A 1067-nucleotide genomic window follows, 5' to 3' on the forward strand; every position below is an offset into this window, starting at 1 on the left:
ATCGCCGACTGACGGAAATTATCCGAGTTGGACTTCATCGTCAGCCGGTACACGCCGATGGTCACCGGCCTCTCGCCCGCGGCCTTGTACTCGTTGTTGTCCGAATACCCATAGGCGCCGGTCTTCCTGAGCACCTGGTCCGCGATGAAATCCTTGCGCGTGGCGTTCGACTCCACGATCGCGCGGATCAGGTCCTCCGGCACGTCCGCGTAGTTCGCCAGCAGCTGCTTCGTGTCCTTCGGCAGGCAGTACCCGCCGTAGCCGAACGACGGGTTGTTGTAATGGGTGCCGATACGCGGGTCCAGGCACACGCCGTCGATGATCTCACGCGTGTCCAGCCCCTTCGACTCCGCGTACGTGTCCAGCTCGTTGAAATAGGAGACGCGCAACGCCAGGTACGTGTTCGCGAACAGCTTCACCGCCTCGGCCTCGGTGAACCCCATGAACAGGGTCCTGATGTCCTTCTCCAAGGCGCCCTCCTGCAACAGGGCCGCGAACGTGTGCGCCGCCTCCACCAGGCGCGGGTCCCCCGGGTCCGTGCCCACCACGATGCGCGACGGGTACAGGTTGTCGTACAACGCCTTCGACTCGCGCAGGAACTCCGGGCTGAAGATGATGTTCCGGCTTCCGGTCCTCTCGCGGATCGCCTTCGTGTAGCCCACCGGGATCGTGGACTTGATCACCATGATCGCGTCCGGGTTCACCCTCATCACCAGGTCGATGACCGCCTCCACCGCGCTCGTGTCGAAGAAGTTCCGCTCGCTGTCGTAGTTCGTCGGCGTCGCGATGATCACCAGATCCGCGTCCGCGTACGCCTTCTCCCCGTCCAGCGTCGCCGTCAGATCCAGCGTCTTCTCGGCGAAGTACCTCTCGATGTACTCGTCCTGGATCGGCGACCTGCGCGCGTTGATCAGATCCACCTTCCGCGGCACCACATCCACCGCCGTCACATGATGATGCTGCGACAACAGGGTCGCCAGACTCAACCCCACATACCCCGTACCGGCAACCGCAACACGCAAATCAGCAAAACCACGCATACAAACCCCCTAAAAACAAAACAAATT

General features: G+C 62.0%; 1 protein-coding gene. It reads right to left on the reverse strand.

The window, feature by feature from the left end; translation table 11 throughout:
- A partial coding sequence (locus tag CSQ86_RS09640) for a nucleotide sugar dehydrogenase (protein WP_243387837.1) occupies window positions 1-1022 on the reverse strand: 1022 nt, incomplete at its 3' end.
- Window positions 1023-1067 lie beyond the last annotated feature (45 nt).

It is taken from the genome of Bifidobacterium felsineum, assembly GCF_002802915.1.
In the GTDB taxonomy this organism is placed as follows: Bacteria; Actinomycetota; Actinomycetes; order Actinomycetales; family Bifidobacteriaceae; genus Bifidobacterium; species Bifidobacterium felsineum.